This is a genomic window from Thiopseudomonas alkaliphila, from assembly GCF_001267175.1.
In the GTDB taxonomy this organism is placed as follows: domain Bacteria; phylum Pseudomonadota; class Gammaproteobacteria; order Pseudomonadales; family Pseudomonadaceae; genus Oblitimonas; species Oblitimonas alkaliphila.
The window spans coordinates 1,555,087-1,571,559 of sequence record NZ_CP012358.1 but is presented as its reverse complement, the minus strand read 5'-3'; the positions used below and the strand labels follow the sequence as shown (position 1 = coordinate 1,571,559).

Annotated in this window: 13 protein-coding genes and 1 tRNA gene; 10 read left to right on the top strand and 4 right to left on the bottom strand. The window is 47.5% G+C overall.

Annotated features, from left to right (window positions below; all coding sequences use genetic code 11):
* Window positions 1–39: 39 nt before the first annotated feature.
* The gene (gene uvrA / locus AKN87_RS07540) at window positions 40–2,859 is read right to left on the bottom strand and encodes an excinuclease ABC subunit UvrA (RefSeq protein WP_053103016.1); all 2,820 of its coding nucleotides are present in this window, start codon (window positions 2,857–2,859) and stop codon (window positions 40–42) included.
* A gap of 109 nt (window positions 2,860–2,968) precedes the next feature.
* Here uvrA and AKN87_RS07535 point away from each other — a divergent pair, with 109 nt between their 5' ends.
* Window positions 2,969–4,354, top strand: coding sequence for an MFS transporter (locus AKN87_RS07535; RefSeq protein WP_053103015.1), 1,386 nt, complete (start codon window positions 2,969–2,971; stop codon window positions 4,352–4,354).
* A gap of 15 nt (window positions 4,355–4,369) precedes the next feature.
* Complete coding sequence (gene ssb, locus AKN87_RS07530; RefSeq protein WP_053103014.1) at window positions 4,370–4,972, top strand: single-stranded DNA-binding protein; 603 nt, start codon at window positions 4,370–4,372, stop codon at window positions 4,970–4,972.
* 98 nt (window positions 4,973–5,070) lie between these two features.
* Here the strand turns inward: ssb and serA are convergent, their stop codons facing one another.
* Window positions 5,071–6,303: a phosphoglycerate dehydrogenase gene (gene serA, locus AKN87_RS07525; protein ID WP_053103013.1), complete on the bottom strand. Its 1,233-nt coding sequence runs from the start codon at window positions 6,301–6,303 to the stop codon at window positions 5,071–5,073.
* A gap of 198 nt (window positions 6,304–6,501) precedes the next feature.
* On the opposite strand from serA, the gene AKN87_RS07520 reads away from it, so the two are divergent.
* From AKN87_RS07520 to AKN87_RS07485, 8 genes are all read left to right on the top strand, one after another.
* Entirely contained in the window at window positions 6,502–7,905 is a 1,404-nt protein-coding gene (locus AKN87_RS07520) for an FAD-binding oxidoreductase (protein WP_053100558.1), read from the top strand.
* Between the two features lie 27 nt (window positions 7,906–7,932).
* The gene (locus AKN87_RS07515) at window positions 7,933–8,601 is read left to right on the top strand and encodes a fumarylacetoacetate hydrolase family protein (protein WP_053103012.1); all 669 of its coding nucleotides are present in this window, start codon (window positions 7,933–7,935) and stop codon (window positions 8,599–8,601) included.
* Between the two features lie 183 nt (window positions 8,602–8,784).
* Entirely contained in the window at window positions 8,785–9,561 is a 777-nt protein-coding gene (locus AKN87_RS07510; protein ID WP_053103649.1) for an ABC transporter ATP-binding protein, read from the top strand.
* Window positions 9,562–9,572: 11 nt separating this feature from the next.
* Window positions 9,573–10,328, top strand: coding sequence for an ABC transporter substrate-binding protein (locus AKN87_RS07505; protein WP_053103011.1), 756 nt, complete (start codon window positions 9,573–9,575; stop codon window positions 10,326–10,328).
* Between the two features lie 80 nt (window positions 10,329–10,408).
* Window positions 10,409–11,101 carry an ABC transporter permease gene (locus AKN87_RS07500; protein WP_053100555.1) on the top strand — a complete coding sequence of 231 codons (693 nt, stop codon included), beginning with the start codon at window positions 10,409–10,411 and terminating at the stop codon, window positions 11,099–11,101.
* Window positions 11,098–11,787 (top strand): ABC transporter permease, encoded by a 690-nt coding sequence (locus AKN87_RS07495; protein ID WP_053103010.1) that lies wholly within the window; start codon window positions 11,098–11,100, stop codon window positions 11,785–11,787. The genes AKN87_RS07500 and AKN87_RS07495 overlap by 4 nt, the downstream gene beginning before the upstream one ends.
* A gap of 10 nt (window positions 11,788–11,797) precedes the next feature.
* The gene (locus AKN87_RS07490) at window positions 11,798–13,021 is read left to right on the top strand and encodes a methyltransferase (RefSeq protein ID WP_053103009.1); all 1,224 of its coding nucleotides are present in this window, start codon (window positions 11,798–11,800) and stop codon (window positions 13,019–13,021) included.
* Between the two features lie 51 nt (window positions 13,022–13,072).
* Window positions 13,073–13,148: transfer RNA gene (locus AKN87_RS07485), tRNA-Thr, on the top strand.
* A gap of 242 nt (window positions 13,149–13,390) precedes the next feature.
* On the opposite strand, the gene AKN87_RS07480 is transcribed toward AKN87_RS07485, so the two are convergent.
* Together AKN87_RS07480 and mobH are read right to left on the bottom strand one after the other, a co-directional pair.
* The gene (locus AKN87_RS07480) at window positions 13,391–14,359 is read right to left on the bottom strand and encodes a tyrosine-type recombinase/integrase (protein ID WP_158487780.1); all 969 of its coding nucleotides are present in this window, start codon (window positions 14,357–14,359) and stop codon (window positions 13,391–13,393) included.
* A 17-nt stretch (window positions 14,360–14,376) separates the two neighbouring features.
* Entirely contained in the window at window positions 14,377–16,446 is a 2,070-nt protein-coding gene (mobH, locus tag AKN87_RS07475) for a MobH family relaxase (protein WP_148561495.1), read from the bottom strand.
* Between the last annotated feature and the right edge of the window lie 27 nt (window positions 16,447–16,473).

The window sequence follows — 16,473 nt, the reverse complement described above, 5'->3', positions numbered from 1 at the left end:
TTTCCATCGGCATTTTTGTTTTCGGCAATACGGGCTGGATTACAACAGGGGTTTTAAGAAGCGCCCGGTATGCGAAGCAGGATTGGCCGCAACCGTTTCAGGGGTGCCGGTGGCAATAATTTGTCCCCCTCTAAAGCCACCTTCAGGGCCTAAATCCACCAACCAGTCGGCGGTTTTAATCACATCTAGATTGTGCTCAATCACCACCACGGTATTGCCACGGTCACGCAGGCGATGCAGTACATCCAGTAGTTGCTGAATATCTGCAAAGTGCAGGCCAGTGGTAGGTTCATCAAGGATATATAGAGTTTTTCCCGTATCACGCTTAGAGAGCTCACGGGATAATTTCACCCGCTGCGCTTCACCGCCTGACAGTGTAGTAGCACTTTGGCCTAAGCGAATATAGGACAAGCCTACATCGATCAGGGTTTGTAACTTACGAGCAAGAGCTGGTACGGCATCGAAAAATTCTCTGGCTTCTTCAATGGTCATGTTTAGCACTTCGTTGATAGTTTTGCCTTTGTAGCGAATATCTAAGGTTTCGCGGTTATAGCGTTTACCTTTACACACATCACAGGGCACATAAATATCGGGTAAGAAGTGCATTTCAACCTTAATCACCCCATCGCCCTGACAGGCTTCACAGCGTCCCCCTTTGACGTTAAACGAGAAGCGCCCTGGCGTATAACCGCGCGCTCGGGACTCAGGCACTCCGGCGAACAGTTCGCGCACAGGTGTAAAAATTCCGGTGTAGGTGGCAGGGTTAGAGCGTGGCGTGCGGCCAATCGGGCTTTGGTCAATATCCACCACTTTATCCAGCAACTCTAAGCCCGTAAATTCAGCATAGGGTGCTACTTCTAAGGTGGTTGCGCCGTTCAGGGCGGTTGCGGTAATTGGATACAGAGTATTATTAATCAAGGTTGATTTACCTGAGCCAGAGACACCTGTGATACAGGTGAGTAATCCGACCGGGATTTCTAAATCAACGTTTTGTAAGTTGTTACCGCTGGCTCCGGATAGTTTGAGCAGTTTTTTGGAATCAACGGGGGTGCGTTGTTCTGGGTAAGTGATTTGTTTTTTGCCAGATAAGTATTGGCCAGTCAGTGATTGGGGGTTATCCATCACTTGCTGGGGCGTACCTTCAGCTACAATATTGCCGCCATGTACGCCTGCGCCTGGGCCAATATCTACCACGTAATCGGCCAAACGAATGGCATCTTCGTCGTGTTCGACCACAATCACGGTATTGCCCAAGTTGCGCAAATGAATCAAGGTTTCTAGTAGGCGTTCGTTATCACGTTGATGCAAACCAATGGAAGGCTCGTCTAGTACGTACATAACACCAACCAAACCTGCGCCAATTTGGCTGGCTAAGCGAATCCGCTGCGCTTCACCGCCAGAAAGGGTGTCGGCACTGCGATCTAGGGTCAGATAATCCAGTCCCACATTGACTAAGAACTGCAAGCGGGCGCAGATTTCTTTAAGAATTTTATCAGCGATTTCACCGCGCCGCCCCGGCAGCGTAAGTTGACCAAAATACTCACAGGCGTCGCCCACCGGCATCCGAGTAATTTCAGGTAAGGTTTTTTCACTGACCCACACATTGCGCGCGGCTTCTTGTAGGCGTGAACCTTTACATGAAGGGCAGGCTTGGGTACTGAGGTATTTGGCTAAGTCTTCGCGAACACTGTTGGATTCGGTTTCGTGATAGCGCCGCTCAAGATTGGGCACAATCCCTTCAAAAGGGTGTGAGCGTTTAACGGTATCGCCACGGTCATTGAGATAGAGAAAGTTGATCGACTCTTCGCCGGTGCCATGCAAAATCAGTTGCTGCACCGTATCATTTAATTGGCCAAAGGGAGTATCTAAATCAAAGTGATAGTGATTGGCTAACGAGCGTAGCATCTGAAAGTAATAGGCGTTGCGGCGATCCCAACCGCGAATCGCCCCCTCACCTAAGGTGAGTTCAGGGTTAACTAAGCGCTTAATATCAAAAAATTGCTTGACCCCTAAGCCATCACAACTTGGGCAGGCACCGGCTGGGTTATTAAACGAAAACAGCTTGGGCTCTAGTTCGCTAATCGAGTAGCCACAGTGCGGACAAGCAAAGCGAGCAGAGAATACCATATCGGTGGCTTGATCATCGTCCATTGAAGCAATTAAGGCTAAGCCATCGGTTAGATTAATCGCTGTCTCAAAGGACTCGGCTAAGCGTTGCTGCATATCAGCGCGCACTTTAAAGCGATCAATCACCACTTCAATGCTGTGTTTTTTCTGCTTATCCAGTGCTGGAACATCATCTAACTCGTACAGTACATTATCAATGCGGGCACGGACGAAGCCTTGGGCACGTAAAGTGTCTAGTACAGCTAAGTGCTCGCCTTTACGCTCACGAATCAGCGGCGCTAACAGCATTAATTTACTGCCCTCAGGCAGTGCCATTACCTGGTCGACCATCTGGCTAACAGTTTGCGCTTCTAACGGTGCGCCGTGGGTGGGGCAATGGGGAACACCAGCACGGGCATAGAGCAAACGCAGGTAGTCGTAAATTTCGGTAATGGTGCCGACGGTGGAGCGCGGGTTATGTGAGGTGGATTTTTGCTCAATTGAAATGGCCGGCGATAATCCTTCAATGGTGTCGACATCGGGTTTTTCCATCATCGATAAAAATTGTCGGGCATAGGCCGATAAGGATTCAACGTAGCGTCGCTGGCCTTCTGCATACAGGGTGTCGAAAGCTAACGAGGATTTTCCCGAACCCGATAAGCCCGTGATGACAATTAATTTGTCGCGGGGAAGGGTTAGATCAACATTTTTCAGGTTGTGGGTGCGAGCCCCACGGATCAAAATCTCATTCACAATAGTGCCTCGCGCGGCGGGCTAAAAAGCATTCATTATACGGTTTTTGTCAAGGCTGCGACAAAGGCGCAGCCCTGTTAGAATCAGCCGTGATTTTTTAGGGGGCAGCATGCGTAATAATAACGACGATAAAATGAATCAGCAGGAATGGCGTGCAGCAGGAAGCTTGTCTCTGGTGTATGCCTTTCGAATGCTGGGTATGTTTATGGTGTTGCCAGTTCTGGCAACCTATGGCACAGACTTAACCAGCGCTACACCAGTGTTAATTGGAGTAGCTATAGGAGCATATGGGCTCACCCAAGCCTTTTTGCAAGTGCCTTTCGGAATTGCTTCAGATCGCTTTGGGCGTTTTCCAGTGATTTACTTTGGATTGGTGTTATTTGCCTTGGGCAGCATTTTAGCGGCAGTGTCAGATAGCATCTATGGGGTAATTGCAGGCAGAGTGTTACAGGGCGCTGGGGCTATTTCTGCCGCGGTGATGGCCTTGTTATCGGATTTAACCCGTGAGCAACATCGTACTAAAGTAATGGGCGTGATCGGCGTGAGCATTGGCTTTTCCTTTGCGGTGGCGATGGTGATTGGCCCGATCATTACCCGTTGGATGGGGCTAGCGGGTTTATTCTGGTTTACTGCGCTGATGGCTGTACTAGGGATAGTTTTAATCAGGTTTTTAGTGCCTCGACCCAAGCGTCAGCTCGTTAGTCGCGAGTCAGGTGTGACGCTCAGTCAGTTCAAACAAGTAGTGACTAATCCTGAATTGTTACGCATGAATCTTGGGATTTTTGTCCTGCATGCCGTATTAATGGCTAGTTTTATTGCCTTGCCGTTAAGTCTGCAGTCGGTTGGGGCGCTTCCCAAAGAGCAGCACTGGTGGGTGTATTTAATTGCCATGAGTGTTGGCTTTTTCGGTATGATTCCTTTCATCATTTACAGTGAAAAACAACGAAAAATGAAGCGCACCCTACAAGGGGCGATTTTATTTTTGCTGTTAGCTGAACTGTACTTTTTAACCGTTGCCCATAACCTAGCCTTATTAATTGGCGGCATTATTGTGTTTTTTACCGCGTTTAATTTGCTTGAGGCCTCGATGCCTTCTTTAATTAGTAAGATCGCGCCCGCCAGCAATAAGGGCACCGCTATGGGCGTGTACTCAACTACGCAGTTTTTAGGCGCAGCTTTGGGTGGAATTTTAGGCGGTTGGTTATTTAGTGTGGGAGAAGGAACTGCGGTGTTTGCCGGTTGTGCGGTACTGCTAGCCATTTGGTGGATTAGCGCTTGGTTTATGCAAGAGCCGCCCTATGTCACCAGCACCCGCATGGCAATTCAGCCAGACGCCGTTACCCAAACAGAGTGGCTGGCGCGCATTACAGCACAAGAAGGGGTCAGTGAAGCTGTTATAGTGGCAGAAGAAGCGGCGGTTTATATTAAGTTTGATGCCAAAGTTATTAATCGAACACAGTTAGAAAGCCTCGTACCTGTGGCTTTCTCAGAGTAAAAGTGGAGCGCAAATATGTCTCGTGGAGTAAACAAAGTTATTTTAGTGGGTAACGTGGGCGGCGATCCAGATGTGCGTTATATGCCAAATGGTAATGCGGTCGCTAACATTACTTTAGCCACCAGTGAAAGCTGGCGCGATAAACAAACGGGTCAACAGCAAGAAAAAACCGAATGGCACCGTATCGTGTTTTTTGGTCGACTGGCTGAAGTGGTTGGTCAGTACGTACGTAAAGGCTCTAAGCTGTATGTGGAAGGTAAACTGCAGACCCGTGAGTGGGAAAAAGATGGAATTAAGCGCTACACCACTGAAATCGTAGTCGATATTAACGGGCAAATGCAGATGCTCGATAGTCGCGGCAGTAATGAAATGGGTGGCGGTTACGACCAAAGTGCAAATTATCAAGGGCAAGCCAATCAGGGACAAAACTACGGTGGCCAGCAAAACTATGGCAATCAAGCACCGCAGCAACCTATGGGGCAGCAACAGTACGGTGGACAACCTGCACCTCAGCAGTCCCAGCCAATGCAACAGCAGCAAGCTCCAGCCCCGCAACCAGCGCCAGTAGCTCAACCTGCACCCGACTACGACAACTTTGACGACGATATTCCGTTCTAATCTGGATTGTTCAGTCAATAAAAAAGCGCCCGCTGAGTAATCAAACGGGCGCTTTTTGTTTGGCTTGGCTAGTAACCGTAGTTGCTAGCCAGTCACACTTAAGAGAAGAGTACGCGGCAACGCATAGTGCCGTCGATTTCGTTGAGCTTCTCATAAACGGTTGCCGAGTCTGCAGCGTCTACATCAATCACTACATAACCTACAGAGTCGTTGGTTTGTAGGAACTGGCCGGAGACATTGATGTTGTTATCAGCAAATACTTTGTTGATTGCACTCATCATGCCAGGGATGTTTTTGTGAATGTGCAGAATGCGGTGCTTACCTGGGTGAGAAGGTAGCGCCATTTCTGGGAAGTTAACTGAAGAAACAGAAGTACCGTTATCGCTATACTTAACCAGCTTTTCTGCAACTTCAAGGCCGATGTTAGCTTGCGCTTCTTGGGTTGAGCCGCCAACGTGCGGAGTTAAAATCACGTTGTCAAAACCGCGCAGTGGGCTTTCAAACTCTTCACCGTTAGCACGTGGCTCAACTGGGAATACGTCAATTGCCGCACCAGCTAGATGCTTATCTTTAATCGCTGCAGCTAAGGCTTCAATCACCACTACTGTACCGCGCGCCGCGTTGAGTAAAATACCGCCTTTTTTCATAGCGCGGATTTCTTTCTCACCAATCATCCACTGCGTAGATGGCAGTTCTGGTACGTGTAGGGAGACGATATCGCTCATGGCCAGTAGCTCGTAGAGGTCGTTCACCTGCTTGGCATTACCTAGCGGCAGCTTAGCCACTACATCGTAGTAGTACACTTGCATGCCTAAGGCTTCAGCTAATACTGAGAGCTGAGTACCAATTGAGCCGTAACCAATAATCCCTAATTTTTTACCACGGATTTCATAAGAACCCGCTGCACTTTTCATCCAGCCGCCACGGTGACACACTGCGCTTTTCTCAGGCACGCCGCGTAGCAGCATAATGGCTTCAGCTAACACTAACTCAGCCACCGAACGAGTGTTCGAGTAAGGGGCGTTAAACACCGCAATACCACGCTCACGTGCTGCGTTTAAGTCAACTTGGTTGGTACCGATACAGAAGCAACCAACGGCTACTAATTTTTTCGCGCAAGCAAAGACTTCTTCAGTCAGTTGAGTGCGAGAGCGAATACCCAAAAAGTGAGCATCGGCAATTTTTTCTTTAAGTTCATCTTCTGGTAGTGCACCAGTAATGTACTCAATGTTTTCGTAACCAGCTGCATTAAAGGTATCAATGGCATTCTGGTGCACGCCTTCTAATAAAAGAATGCGGATTTTGCTTTTATCAAGCGATGTTTTGCTCATCTGCGTAAACCTTGTCCCAAGTGAAATTCGATAGCGGACAGTGAGAACTGACCGGATCGGCAAAAAGGCCGGCCCGGGAATCGGCGAAAAGCGCGACTAGCGGGATGCGGTATATGCTAGCATAAGCCGCAAAGAAAACAGCCTACTGTTAACATGAAGTGTGTTCAGGCTAGCCATGAATAAAGTGAGAACAGCAAAATGATTGACCCAGCCCTAATTGAAGAGCTTAAGCAAATTGTTGATGACGGTAAAGTGCTGACAGACGTTAGCTCCCTTGAAGCCTATGGTAAAGACTGGACTAAACACTTTGCGCCAGCGCCGAGCGCGATTGTTTTTCCGCGTACCATTGAACAAGTACAAGCCATTGTACGGTGGGCGAATGAGTACCAGATTAGCTTAGTCCCTTCAGGTGGGCGCACTGGGTTATCAGCGGCTGCGGTTGCGGCCAATGGTGAGGTGGTGGTTTCGTTCGACAATATGAATAAAATCTTGTCGTTTAATGAGTTTGACCGTACCGCCGTATGCCAAGCTGGTGTTGTCACGCAGCAGCTGCAAGAATTTGCCGAGGAGCAAGGCTTGTACTATCCGGTTGACTTTGCCTCCGCGGGCTCTAGCCAGATTGGCGGCAATATTGGGACCAATGCGGGCGGCATCAAAGTTATTCGTTACGGGATGACCCGCAATTGGGTGGCAGGCTTAAAAGTAGTTACCGGTAGCGGTGAGATTTTAGAGCTCAATAAAGACTTAATTAAAAATGCGACTGGCTACGATCTACGCCAGCTCTTTATTGGTGCAGAAGGGACCTTGGGTTTTGTAGTCGAGGCCACTATGCGCCTTGATCGCGCGCCAAAAAACTTAACCGCAATGGTGTTAGGTGCCCCAGACTTTGATTCGATCATGCCGGTGTTACACGCGTTCCAAAGCAAGTTGGATCTGACGGCTTTTGAGTTTTTCTCGGATAAAGCCTTAGATAAAGTATTGGCCCGTGGCGATGTGCCTGCACCTTTTGCTACCGAATGCCCATTTTACGCGCTGCTTGAGTTTGAGGCGGTGAGTGAAGAAGTAGCTGAACAAGCATTAGCTACCTTTGAGCACTGTGTTGAGCAAGGCTGGGTATTAGACGGTGTTATGAGTCAGAGTGAGCAGCAGCTGGAAAATCTTTGGAAACTGCGGGAATACATTTCCGAAACCATCGCCCACTGGACACCTTACAAAAATGATATCTCTGTGACAGTGAGCCAAGTGCCTGCTTTCCTAAAAGACATTGATCAAATTGTGGAGCAAAACTACCCAGATTTTGAAGTGGTGTGGTTTGGACACATTGGCGATGGCAATTTGCACTTAAATATCTTAAAGCCTGATGCCATGGAAAAAGATGAGTTCTTTGCCAAGTGTGCCACGGTTAATCAGTGGGTGTTTGAGACCGTTGAAAAATACAATGGCTCGATTTCAGCCGAGCATGGGGTGGGTATGACTAAGCGAGATTACTTGCACTACAGTCGAAGCGCGGCTGAAATTCAGCTTATGCAAGCGGTTAAAGCGGTCTTTGATCCTAATGGCATTATGAACCCTGGCAAAATTTTTGCGCCAGATGCGAACTGATGAATCAATCGAAGCTAGGTGAAGCAAATGAATTATCAGCATAAATATACCGATGGCACTCGTATTCATTTTCCAGTGGGTAAAGTCGTATGTGTAGGCCGCAACTATGCCGAGCATGCCAAAGAGCTGAATAACCCAGTGCCGACTGAGCCGTTATTGTTTATCAAACCAGGCAGCTGTGTGGTGTCTAGTGAGGGTGGCTTTGCAATTCCGCAAAATCGCGGTGCGGTGCATTATGAAATTGAAATCGCCGTGATTATTGGCAAGCCGCTGTCCACTAAGCCCAGTGAAGAAGAAGTCATTGATGCAATTTCTGGCTTTGCGCCGGCTTTAGATTTAACCCTGCGTGAAGTACAAGATGGGTTAAAAGCCAAAGGCTTACCGTGGGAGCTAGCTAAATCCTTTGATGGTGCCTGTGTGCTAGCGCCTTTTATACATCGCGGCGTAGTTAAAGATATTAATCAGCTAGGCGTGCGCTTAACCATTAACGGTGAGGTCAAGCAAGAAGGCAGCAGTGCCGATATGCTCAATCCGATTGTGCCACTGGTTCAGCACATGGCAGGGCATTTTAGACTCTTGCCTGGCGATGTGATTTTGACTGGAACACCCGCCGGGGTCGGCAAGCTCGCCGCACAAGATCAGTTGCTGATGGAACTGGTAAATTACAGCAGCGCTGAAACCTACGTTTTAGGCTGAAAACAGCTGAAAGGTTCATAAGCTGGCTGAACTCATGATAAAATGCGCGGCTATTAATTATCTATTATTGCTGCGCACTGCCTGCTAAGAGCGGGTAGGTCGCCTAAGGCTCTGTTTATCCTAGGGCCTTAACTTCATCGAATAGGCGCGTAGTCGCCCCTTACAGAGAATTGTGTTTTGAGTCTGCAGCCGAATAAAAAGCTCGCTTTAGATGTTCGCAACTTGCATAAAAGCTATGGCGATTTAGAAGTGTTGCGTGGCGTTTCGTTGACCGCCGAAGATGGTGATGTAATTTCTATTTTGGGCTCCTCAGGCTCAGGTAAATCGACATTTTTGCGCTGTTTAAATCTGCTGGAAAATCCTAACCAAGGCGAGATTTTCTTTTCCGGAGAGGCATTAAAGCTTAAGCCGAATAAGCAGGGACAGTTAGTGGCCGCGGATACTCAGCAAATTAATCGGATGCGTAGCCAAATTGGCTTTGTGTTCCAAAATTTTAACCTATGGCCGCATATGACGGTGCTGGATAATATTATCGAAGCACCGCGGCGGGTGCTTGGGCAGTCTAAAGCTGAGGCCATTGAAGTGGCAGAGGCTTTGCTAGCTAAAGTAGGGATTGCTGATAAGCGGCATATCTATCCTAATCAGTTGTCCGGTGGACAGCAGCAGCGGGCAGCCATTGCCCGTACCCTAGCTATGCAACCGAAAGTAATTTTGTTAGATGAGCCAACCTCAGCGCTGGATCCAGAAATGGTGCAAGAAGTGTTAAGCGTTATTCGAGGGCTAGCAGAAGAGGGCCGGACCATGTTGATGGTGACCCACGAGCTAAACTTTGCGCGACTGGTTTCTAATAAAATTGTATTTTTACATCAAGGACAGGTTGAGGAGCAGGGCACCCCTGATCAGGTATTTGATAATCCCCAGTCTGTACGTTGCCAAGAATTTATGTCGAGTAATCGATAAGGAAAACTAACATGAAAAAAACCAGTTTATTCGTCGCCGCTATGGCCAGCTTAGTCTTTACCAGTGGCGCTGCTATGGCAGAAAAGCTTCGTATTGGGACTGAAGGCGGTATGCCACCATTTAATATGCTGGATCAGTCGGGCAAAGCTACAGGCTTTGATGTGGATATTTCCTATGCACTGTGTGAAAAAATGCAGGCTGAGTGTGATGTAGTGTTGGTGGACTGGGATGGCAGTATTCCAGCGCTAAATGCGAAGAAGTTTGATTTTTTAGCCAGCTCAATGTCGATCACTGAAGAGCGCAAACAAGCAGTAGGTTTTACCAACCCTATCTATACCAACAGTCTGCAGTTTATCGCACCGAAGAGTGAAGATTTTAAAACCGATATGGCAGCCCTTAAAGGTAAAGTGATTGGTGCTCAGCGTGCGACCGTATCGGGTGATTGGTTAGAAGAAAATCTTGGTAAAACCGTTGAAGTGCGCCTCTACGATACCAACGAAAATGCTTATTTGGATTTAAGTGCTGGTCGAATTGACGCTATTTTGGCCGATAAGTTATTAAACTGGGACTGGCTCAATAGCGACATGGGTAAAGACTACGAGTTTAAAGGCGAGCCGGTATTTCAGTCGGATAAAATTGGAATTGCCGTACGCAAGAACGATACTCAGTTACAAGAGCGTCTAAATAAAGCCTTAGATGAGATTTTAGCCGACGGCACCTACGAGAAAATTAACGCTAAGTACTTCCCGTTTAGTATTTACGAATAATTTTGTGGTCAATGAAAACCCTACTAGCCCAGGCTAGCGGGGTTTTCTTTTTTCAGCATTTACCCGGTTAAGCGGATTACATGATTGATTTACAAGGCTTTGGAGATGCGCTAGAGGCCGGCGCATGGCTCACTGTGCAGTTGGCCATGGTGTCTTTAGTTTTTGGCTTAATACTTGGGCTACTAGGGGCATTGGCTAAAACGTCCTCAGTGGCGCTTCTGCGCTGGTTAGGCGAGGCGTATTCGACCATTGTGCGTGGTGTACCCGAGCTGTTGTGGGTGTTTTTAATCTACTTTGGCACAGTGAATCTGGTGCGTGAGACCGGTGAGCTATTTGGTATTGAAAATCTTGAGCTAAATGCTTTTGCCGCCGGAGTGTTTGCTTTATCGCTATGCTTTGGTGCTTATGCTACTGAGGTGTTTCGAGGGGCTTTATTATCAATTCCCAAAGGCCAGCGCGAAGCAGGATTGGCTTTAGGTTTGTCGCGAGTGCGTATTTTTTGGCAGATTACCTTACCGCAAGTTTGGCGTATTGCCCTGCCAGGTTTGGGTAATCTGTTTATGATTTTGATGAAGGATACTGCACTGGTTTCGGTGGTGGGCTTGAATGAAATTATGCGCTCCACCCAATTAGTCGCCCAAGCCACTAAGCAACACTTTACTTTGTTTATGGTGGCGGCTGCGCTGTATTTAGCGATGACGGTAGTGAGTATGATCGTGCTAGCGCTCTTAGAAAAATGGGTTAATCGTGGCTACACCAGGAGCGCAGTATGAATTGGGAAATTATTTACCAGTCGCTACCTAAATTATTAGAGGGTGCACAGTTAACTCTAGAACTAGTGGCAATTACGGTGACGGTGGGCTTAATTTTAGCGATTCCGGTGGGAGTAGCGCGGGCTTCAAAGCATTGGTATGTGCGCTTACTGCCCTCTACCTATGTGTTTTTCTTTCGAGGCACACCGCTGCTATTGCAGTTGTTTCTAGTTTACTACGGTTTGTCTCAATTTGAGGCGGTGCGTAAAGGTCCGTTATGGCCCTATCTGCGTGATCCTTATTGGTGCGCAATTTTTGCTATGACGCTGCATACAGCAGCCTACATTTCAGAAATCATCCGCGGCGCTATTAAAGGGGTGCCTAAAGGCGAAATAGAAGCTGCCTATGCCCTAGGAATGAGTAAAACCCAAGCATTGTGGCATATCATTTTGCCAAGAGCCGCACGCATTGGTTTGCCAGCTTATAGTAACGAAGTGATTCTGATGCTTAAGGCCAGCTCGTTAGCCAGTACTGTGACCTTGGTCGAAATTACGGGAATGGCACGTACTCTGAGCTCGAAAAACTATATGCCGCTGGAAATGTACTTTGCAGCTGGTGTTTGTTATTTGCTGTTGTCCTTTTTCTTGGTACAGATTTTTCGCGTAATTGAGAAAAAACTGCGGGTTGATAGCCTGCGTGCGGCTTAAGCTTCGGTAAATGGGCAGTCGATACTTATCCACGGCACAGCTGCAGAGTTGGTTTATTGCTTTAGATAACTTTTTATTGACGCAGCAATCTTTCTGGCGCGAGCGTCCTTTTACTGCGCGTAGCTTAGCCTGGGAAAGCCAAGCGCCCGAGCTAAGTGCATGGTTGCGTAGCCAAAGCTTGGCCCATGCTGAGCATTATCAGGCGCATCCTACTAAGCTGATTGGGGCGCCTGCGCCTTATACGGAGCTGGCTCTGCTCAGTCAGCAATTAACACAGCTGCCAGCTAGTTGTTCACGCACACTGTCTGCCCGTCCGGCCTATCTCAGTCGTGATGTACCTGGGCGTAAGTGGCAACAAATTGCCTCCTTAGCCGAAGCTATTACTCCTATAGATTCTACAGCGCAGCCACATTGGTTAGATTGGTGTGCAGGCAAAGGGCATTTGGCACGTTACTTGGCTTGGCCTGATCAGACGTATAGTTGTTTAGAGTATGACCCCAAGTTGGTAGCTGCGGGTCAACAGTTGACTGATAAGCTGGGTTTGCCTGGGCAGCATCAGTGCCAAGATGTTATGCAGCCCGAGGCAGTTGAATTTTTATCAGGTACCTTACCGGTTGCCTTGCATGCTTGTGGTGATTTGCATAGACAGCTTATTCAAGGAGTTATTGGGCAGGCTGTAACTCAGCTAGCGGTGGTGCCTTGTTGTTATAATCGCACGGCTACTGAGCAGTATCGCCCGTTATCTAAGCTCGCTAAAGCCTCGCTACTGGCCCTGAGTAAAACCGATTTAGCATTGCCTTTGCAGTCTACGGTAACCGCGAACCATCGTGAAACAGCGCAGCGTGATCAATCGATGGCTTGGCGCTTAGCTTTTGATATTTATCAGCGTCAAGTACGTGATGTTGATCAGTATTTATCGACTCCAACCTTAGGGCGTGAGTGGTGGAAGCAAAGCTTTGCCGAGTGGTGTCAGAACTTAGCTGCCTTAAAAAAGATAGCAGTAAAGCCTGCTACAGACTGGCTTACATTGGAGCAGCAAGGCTGGCAGCGTTTAGCGCAAGTGAGAAATTTAGAGTTAGTTCAAGGCTTATTTAAGCGGCCACTTGAGCTGTGGCTGCTGCTCGATTTAGCGCTGTATTTGAGTGAGTCGGGCTATCAAGTTGCCTTAAGCACTTTTTGCTCAGAATCGCTCACGCCACGCAATATCTTATTGCAAGCTGTTTTAAAAAAATAATTGCAAAAGGCTTTACAGAAAAAAAATACGCTATATACTGTGCGCCACTTAGCCGGTATAGCTCAGTCGGTAGAGCAACTGACTTGTAATCAGTAGGTCCCGAGTTCGACTCTTGGTGCCGGCACCATATTACAGTCTGAGTGTAGACACAAAAAACACTTTGTGTTTTACTTTCAGCCAAGTACCTGCAGGTCTCGACGTATTGGACTGCAATCCAAATGTCAAAATACAGGCCTGATCCTTAAGAGGTTGTATGCACCTCGACAGATGTACAGGTAGAATAAGCGCCCTATCAGTAAGCGTCAAGCAAATACGTGGTAGGGCGTTTTTCTTTTCCGTATATCTGTTCCTAATTTCCAAAACTATACATTATTTAATTAGCTTTGGCATCGTGTTAAGCAAGTGTCGCACATCTTCCATGTCAGGTTCCACATATTCAAGCGTAGTGCGGATATCACTGTGGCCTAACAATGTCTTCACCAAGTGTAAATTTTTCTCCGGTTGACGCATTAAATTCGTCCCCAACGTATGGCGTAATCGGTGCGGTGAAATAGGGAATCCCAACTTTCCCGACAGTTCTCTAAAGCAATTAGAAATATTGCTATCGTGCATAACCGTGTAGCGATAGCGCCGTTGATGATCGGTTTTTCCAAAGCGCGTTACATTAAACAACTGGTCTTCTCCATTAAATTGCTTGCGTTTTGCACGTAGAATCAGATCTGTGAGTGACGCCCGAAGCTCTTCCGGAATCGGTATAACGTGTTCTTGATGCGTTTTTGAACCATTTAAACTCAAGAAAATAGTCCCGCTGTGTAAACACACATCTTGTAGCCTGATGTTCAACAACTGATTACGGCGTATACCGGTGTAATAAAGCGTTTCAAATACAGTTTTCCAGAACCATGCTGGGTGAATACGCCCTGAATAGGTTTCCACGGACTCCGCATACACAAGTTTATTAAGGAGGTCGTAAGTGAGTGAAATTTGCTGTGGAGACAATGTTTTTTTGCGCTTTTTGGACGTACGTACAAGCAATTGATTGAAGTGGTTTTCTGGCCAGTTGACCAGTCGGTGTGCAACTGCGTGATTGAAGAGCGCCCTGAGCGTTCGGCAATAGGTGTTCCAGCTTGTTGAAGATAATCCTTTCTCCCTTAATTCATAGACTCGCCATTCGAGTAGTGCTTCAACCGTTAGGTTATGGATACTGTCGAGTTCTATTTCGTGCAAACGGCCAATAAACTTTTCGAGTACTTGTCTATACGAATCTTGAGTACGTGGCCGAAGAAAATTGGTCAGGAAATAATGTTCTAAAATTGTGAAAAGCTGTTGTTCAACCATGAGGTCCTCTCGTCTATTCATTCAGTTAGCTGTTCAATCACGACGAAAGGGTTGTCCTGTGGCTGGAACGTGAATATTACATCACTGGGAATCATATACCCGTTGAGTGTATTTCCTTTTTTACGTGGGCCGCGTACGGTGCACTTCCAGATATTTAAGTCGTCTTCTCGTTTAATATGCAGCTGTAGACGTTCAAATGAACGCTGCACCCAAATCCAAGTTTTAACTGATGGATCAGGGTTCAGCTGCTGAAGCTCTGGGTGTTGATCGGTGAATCGCTGGAAAATCCCTGGTGTGACTAAGAAGGCTTTGCCATCCACGGTATGAATCTGTGCCCGAGAGTCATTGATATAGATCGAGCGCGCGCTTACTTCTGCTTTGATCCAATCAATGAACGATTGGCCAAGGTTTTCAGGCGTGAGCTGGCTGCCAGGAATTTTGGTAGGCGTTTGCACTATTGCTGCCGGTTTAGACGGTTTTTTTGGGGCTGCTGGCTTGGCGAGTTGGGTAACAGCTTTAACTGGTTCAGTAGAGGGTTTAATAACTGGCTCAGCTTCCTCTTGTTCTGAGCTTACTACTGGTTCAGCCTCAGGAGTTGATACGGGTGAATCTTCATCCGTGTCCATACCAAGGAGTGAAAGAATGTCATCAATACCGTCATCTGTAGCTGGATTCTCAGCCGCAGGCGGAGTGCTTATTTGAGGAGTCTGTGGCTTGGCTGCTTGGGTAGGTAGTACTTCAGGTTCTTTCGTGCTCTCGTTTGCGGCTTTAGGCGCTGCAGAGGCAGCAGGCTTGTCATCCCAGGTGATTGTGCCGGTAAATATGGGTGGGTATTCCTCATTGCCGTATATCAGCGATGGCTTAACTCGGAGAAACGTAAACTCTTGCTCCCAGGTGCCGTCAATAACCTTCGCTTTCCAGATCGCATTGCCGTCTGCATTAGGCTCAATCAGCCGGTGAGATTGCAGCTCATCGAACAGTGCTGAGTTTTTGGAAGGGACTTTGTCCACACTCTGAGACAGCAAGAATGCTCGAAGTTTATCGGCTACCACCTTGCTAACGAGCCACAAACCATCAGCAGTTAGCCAGCAGGCAGCGCCTGGCATGTTCATTTTTAGTTTGTGCTCATCCTCTTTGAGTAGCTGTCGCAGCCCGCGAATTAAATGGGATTGAAGTGATGTAGGAGGCGCCTGTAGTGCTTTTTCAGGATTAGCACCTATATTCATAGCTGTAGAGGTCCGATCGGCTTTGGAGACAATCTCGCCTAGAACACCAGCGTTGGTGTAATTACCGGACAAGAGATATAACAAGCTTGCCCAAAGTGATTTGTTCTTGCTGATCCAGTCCAGCACCTCAGTGCCTAAAATTTGATTAAGCATGACAGCTGCTGCAGCGTTGTGGAGTTTATAGTCACGACCTGGAAGATACTTGAAGCGATAGGCCTCAGTTAGCGGTCCATGCCAAGGGTGCCAAGTCTTTCCACTTTTAGTCTCCACTTGGATATCACATAAAAGTTTGCCGGTATCGTGCATTAAGCCGCCGTAGGCAACACCAGCCGTCCAAACATCGGCATAAGCTGCTTGCTCTTCCGGTGCTGCACCAACTGGTAATAAATAACTTTGTCGCAGTCGTAACGCATACAGAACCAGCTCTAACCCATGATCCAGCATGCCGCCAAGGTAGCTGTGGTGATGAGACTCACTGGCTGGCAGGTCTTGAACAATCTCTGCATAGCGGGTGATTGGGGCTTGATAAAGTCGATTAAACGATTCGCGTGATACAGAGGTTTGTTCCCAAATACGGTCAAGAATAACTTCTCTACGCTCAACTGAAAGCAAGGCTTTAGCGCTTTTAGGCATGATAAAACCGTTTTCATCTGCACTGCTTGATAGGTGTGCTGCTTCATTTTTAGCGCTAGAAAGGGGGAGAGTTGTTGTAGGCTCTTTTTTAAAGAGCCTCAAGAGTCTTGCTTTCAACAGAGCCGCTCCGAGAAAAGTGAGTGATCTGCTCACTATAAATAGGACTTTCTCGTTTGTGTGGGCTAACCCGTTAGAGTGAGTTTCAGGTTTTGACTCGGTGTGCGGCAAGCTCCGACGTTCAGGGTGGGGAAGGAT